General features: G+C 51.4%; 5 protein-coding genes. 1 reads left to right on the top strand and 4 read right to left on the bottom strand.

The features are described 5' to 3' along the window. Window positions 1-173: 173 nt before the first annotated feature. Window positions 174-1,547, top strand: a complete 1,374-nt coding sequence (locus tag HMPREF9453_RS08980) for an aminopeptidase (protein ID WP_008860237.1) — start codon at window positions 174-176, stop codon at window positions 1,545-1,547. A gap of 186 nt (window positions 1,548-1,733) precedes the next feature. On the opposite strand, the gene HMPREF9453_RS12370 is transcribed toward HMPREF9453_RS08980, so the two are convergent. The 4 genes from HMPREF9453_RS12370 to HMPREF9453_RS12420 all read right to left on the bottom strand — a co-directional run. Beyond that, entirely contained in the window at window positions 1,734-1,856 is a 123-nt protein-coding gene (locus HMPREF9453_RS12370) for a hypothetical protein (RefSeq protein WP_008860236.1), read from the bottom strand. Window positions 1,857-1,866: 10 nt separating this feature from the next. Then, window positions 1,867-3,018: a sodium ion-translocating decarboxylase subunit beta gene (locus HMPREF9453_RS08975; RefSeq protein ID WP_008860235.1), complete on the bottom strand. Its 1,152-nt coding sequence runs from the start codon at window positions 3,016-3,018 to the stop codon at window positions 1,867-1,869. A gap of 212 nt (window positions 3,019-3,230) precedes the next feature. Continuing rightward, window positions 3,231-3,542, bottom strand: coding sequence for a hypothetical protein (locus HMPREF9453_RS08970; protein ID WP_008860234.1), 312 nt, complete (start codon window positions 3,540-3,542; stop codon window positions 3,231-3,233). Between the two features lie 310 nt (window positions 3,543-3,852). Beyond that, window positions 3,853-3,942 (bottom strand): sodium ion-translocating decarboxylase subunit beta (locus tag HMPREF9453_RS12420; RefSeq protein WP_148363766.1); only part of this gene is annotated, 90 nt, incomplete at its 5' end.

Below are 3,942 nucleotides of genomic sequence, written 5' to 3'. Positions count from 1 at the left end.
TACTGATAAAACCGAAGCCACGGAGATAGTAATTATCGACAGTCAAATGAATTACCGAGGAAAACTTGAGGAAAACTTGACACTTACCAAGCCCATAATTCCCATAGCCCCACCGGAGTCTCTGTAGTATAATGATAAATGTGATAATTATTCTCTATTACAGGAGGTTTGCTATGAAAGAAACATACAGCAGAACAAAATCCGTATGGCAGCGCATGAATCAGAAAGAGCGAAAGGCCGTTATGGATTATGGTGAAAAATACAAAGCTTTCCTTGACACCGCCCGCACGGAACGGCTGGCAGCGGCTGAAATCATCCGCCAGGCCGAGGAAAAGGGATTCAAACCGGTATACACCATGAAATCCCTGAAGCCCGGCGACAAAGTATACTGGAACCAGAAAGGCAAATCGGTGATTCTGGCCGTCATCGGCGAAGAACCGGTGCATGAAGGCATTAAAATCGTGGGCTCCCACATCGACTCTCCCCGACTGGACCTGAAAGCCAACCCGATGCATGAGCAGGAAGGGGTGGTCTATTTCCGCACCCACTACTACGGCGGCATCAAGAAATACCAGTGGCCCACCATCCCCCTGGCCCTCATCGGCGTCATTTACACCAGAGACGGAAAGAAAGTGGAAATCAATGTGGGCATGAAGGAAGGAGACCCCATTTTCTACGTGTCCGACCTCCTCATCCACATGGCCCAGGACCAGATGAAGAAAACCCTGGCCGAAGGCATTACCGGCGAACAGCTGCAGGCCATTGCCTGGACCAACGCCGAAGGCAAAGCCAAGCCGAAGGAGCTGTTCATGAAATGGCTGAAAGACACCTATGGCATTGAAGAAGAAGACTTTGCCACCGCCGAACTGGAACTGGTGCCGGCCACAAAGAGCCGGGACGTAGGCTTCGACCGTTCCCTCATCGCCTCCTACGGACAGGACGACCGGGTATGCTCCTATGCCAACCTGGAAGCCATTCTGGACGCCAAGCCGGGGGTCAAGACCCAGGCAGCCCTCCTCACCGATAAGGAAGAAATCGGTTCCTACGGCAACACAGGCATGGAATCCTCCTACTTCGTGAAATTCGTCATGAAACTTCTCTCCCTCCAGGGACAGAATACTATCCTTGATTTCTATGAAACCATGGAAAACAGCGAAATGCTTTCTGCCGACGTAAACTCCTGCCTGGACCCCATGTTCCCCGAAGTTTCGGAAAAGGACAACGCTTCCTTCATGGGCTACGGCATTAACCTCACCAAGTACGGCGGCGCCCGGGGCAAAGCGGGCAGCAATGATGCCAATGCGGAATTCCTGCAGAAAATCCGCACCATCTTCAACGAAGCCGGCGTATGCTGGCAGATTGGCGAACTGGGCAAGGTAGACCAGGGCGGCGGCGGCACCATCGCCTTCATGATGGCCGACTGGGGTGCTGAAGTGGTGGACTGCGGCACAGCCATGCTGTCCATGCACTCCCCCTACGACCTCCTCTCCAAGGCCGATGCCTACGAAACCTACCTGGCTTACAAAGCATTCTTCGAAAGTAAATAAAAAGCAATAAAAAGAGCTGTGAAAAAATGGAAATCATTTCTTCACAGCCCTTTTTGATTGTCTTTTATAGAAAAGTGCTGCCCCTCTTCCGCTTCAGAGAAAAAACAGTCTTCCGCAGAGCCTGCCCCGTCAGGAGGGACCTTTTCCTGCGAAAGGAAGAGAACCCTTTCCCTATTTCACTATTCCCTATTTCCTTTCCTGAAACACCCGGTTCAGAAGATAGGTGAGTCCGGCAAATACAGCCATCACCACGAAAAGAAGAGGATAGGCAATCACCATTAATGCCAGCGATGATTCTACAGTCGTCATGATTTCCTCCTTATCCCAGTACGGGAATCAATGCCAGCACCAGACCGCCGGCTACCACTGACGCCACCTGGCCTGCCACGTTGACCCCCATGGCATGCTGGATAATATAATTGGACGGGTCTTCCTTCAGCGCCATCTTCGCAATGACACGGCCGGACATGGGGAAGGCGGAAATACCGCAGGCACCGATCATAGGATTGATTTTCTTCGTGAGGAACAGATTGGCCAGCTTGGCAAAGAGAACGCCTCCCACCGTATCGAATACAAAGGCCAGGGCTCCCAGCACCAGGATTTTGAGCACGTCCATGGTCAGGATATTTTCCGCTGTCATGGTGGCCCCTACAGTAATGCCCAGAAGAAGGGTGACCAGGTTGGACAGCTCATTCTGCGCCGCATTGGAAAGAGAGTCCGTGACTCCCGATACCTTCAGCAGGTTGCCGAACATGAGAGCACCGATAAGAGGAACCGAAATAGGCGCCAGAATACCGGCAATAAGCACCACCATCAGGGGAAACAGGAAACGGGCCGTCCAGGAAACAGGCTTCTCCGCCTTGAAGGGCATGCGGATCAGGCGCTCCTTCTTCGTAGTCAAAAGCTTTACAATGGGTGGCTGGATAATAGGCACCAGGGACATATAGCAGAAAGCTGTCACCGTCAGCGGTGCCAGAAGATTGGTGGCAAATTTCTGGGCCACGAAAATGGTGGTAGGACCGTCGGCGGCACCGATGATACCGATGGACGCCGCTTCATTGAAAGGAAATCCCGCCAGCGATGCCAGGAAGGCCGCGGCGAAAATGCCGAAATGGGCAGCCGCCGCAAAGAGCATCACATAAGGCGCCCGGATCAGGGGATCGAACTCACACATGGCTCCCACCGCAATGAAGATGAGCACCGGGAAAAGCTCATTGGCAATGCCTGCCTCATAAAGCACGGACAGGAATCCCGGCTCCCCGCCGCCTGTGGGAATCACTGCAAAATGACCGGGGATATTGGCCAGGATACAGCCTACCCCCATGGGGAAAAGAAGCATGGGTTCATAATCCTTCTTTACCCCCAGATAAATCAAAATGCCGCCGATGAGGAACATCATCCATACCGAAGGGTCTCCCATGCCCATGACCCCGCTGAACAACTCTTTGGCAATACTTTCCCAGGCTGTCATTGAAACCTCCCAAATGAATAAAAATACAAATAACTGCCTTTATGAAATAGATTGTCTCTGCCCATCCTGTTTGATAACCTGCCATGCATATATTCCTAAAAAAAAGACCTGACATTTTTTCAATGCCAGGTCCTTCTATCAGGATGGATTTCCTACCCCTGTGCCATACGCAGGAAACAGAATATGAAACTGTAAAACTCTTACTTTATAAATTATAACCTATAACCGAAAACAGGAAGAATGACAAATACAAGAACGGCCCAGATCACACCGGAACCGATAAAGATGCCTGCCGTAATGGCAAAGCCTTCTTTGGAATTCGGCACGCCCAGCAGACTGAAATTGCCAAACACCCCGCGGCGTACCATGAAACCATTGGATTTGCGCTGCCTGAACCACTTCAGTTTGTTTTCCTGTCCGATACTGTAGGCCACAATGATGGCCACCACGGAAGCAATCAGCCAGTACAGCAGAAAACGGGCTGCGCTGAAATCATGTACATCAGATAAATCAATTAGCTGCATAATTAGTACTCCTTATCAAGTGTAATGATATCAGCATTTCAGAGAGAATGCAAGGGGATAATGATGGCCCTTTGGCGCGAGGGTTGACGGGGCTTCGCCCCGAGGGTTCCCAGGGTTCTTAAGTTTGACGGCCTTTCAGGCCCGTCAAACTTAAGAACCCTCCGGCCAACGGCCGGTCCATCTTAAGAACCTTCCCTTCTGAACCCTCTGAACCCTCACACCCGATAAGGTGTGTCCAATGGCAGCGCCGCCAGAGCAAAAAAGCATCCTCTTTCGAGGATGCTTTTCATTGACAGATTTCTTACAGAAATCAGCCTCCGAACTGTGCCAGCATGGTGCCTGCAGCAACTGCAGTACCGATAACGCCTGCTACGTTCGGGCCCATAGCCTGCATGAGCAG

It is taken from the genome of Dialister succinatiphilus YIT 11850 (genome assembly GCF_000242435.1).
Taxonomy (GTDB): Bacteria; Bacillota; Negativicutes; order Veillonellales; family Dialisteraceae; genus Dialister; species Dialister succinatiphilus.
This window is presented reverse-complemented; position numbering and strand designations above follow the sequence as displayed.

Bases quoted from the DNA above. Each gene is read 5' to 3' on its own strand.
- HMPREF9453_RS08980 (WP_008860237.1), top strand. From the start codon at position 174: ATGAAAGAAACATACAGCAGAACAAAATCCGTATGGCAGCGCATGAAT.
- HMPREF9453_RS12370 (WP_008860236.1), bottom strand. From the start codon at position 1,856: ATGACGACTGTAGAATCATCGCTGGCATTAATGGTGATTGCCTATCCT.
- HMPREF9453_RS08975 (WP_008860235.1), bottom strand. From the start codon at position 3,018: ATGACAGCCTGGGAAAGTATTGCCAAAGAGTTGTTCAGCGGGGTCATG.
- HMPREF9453_RS08970 (WP_008860234.1), bottom strand. From the start codon at position 3,542: ATGCAGCTAATTGATTTATCTGATGTACATGATTTCAGCGCAGCCCGT.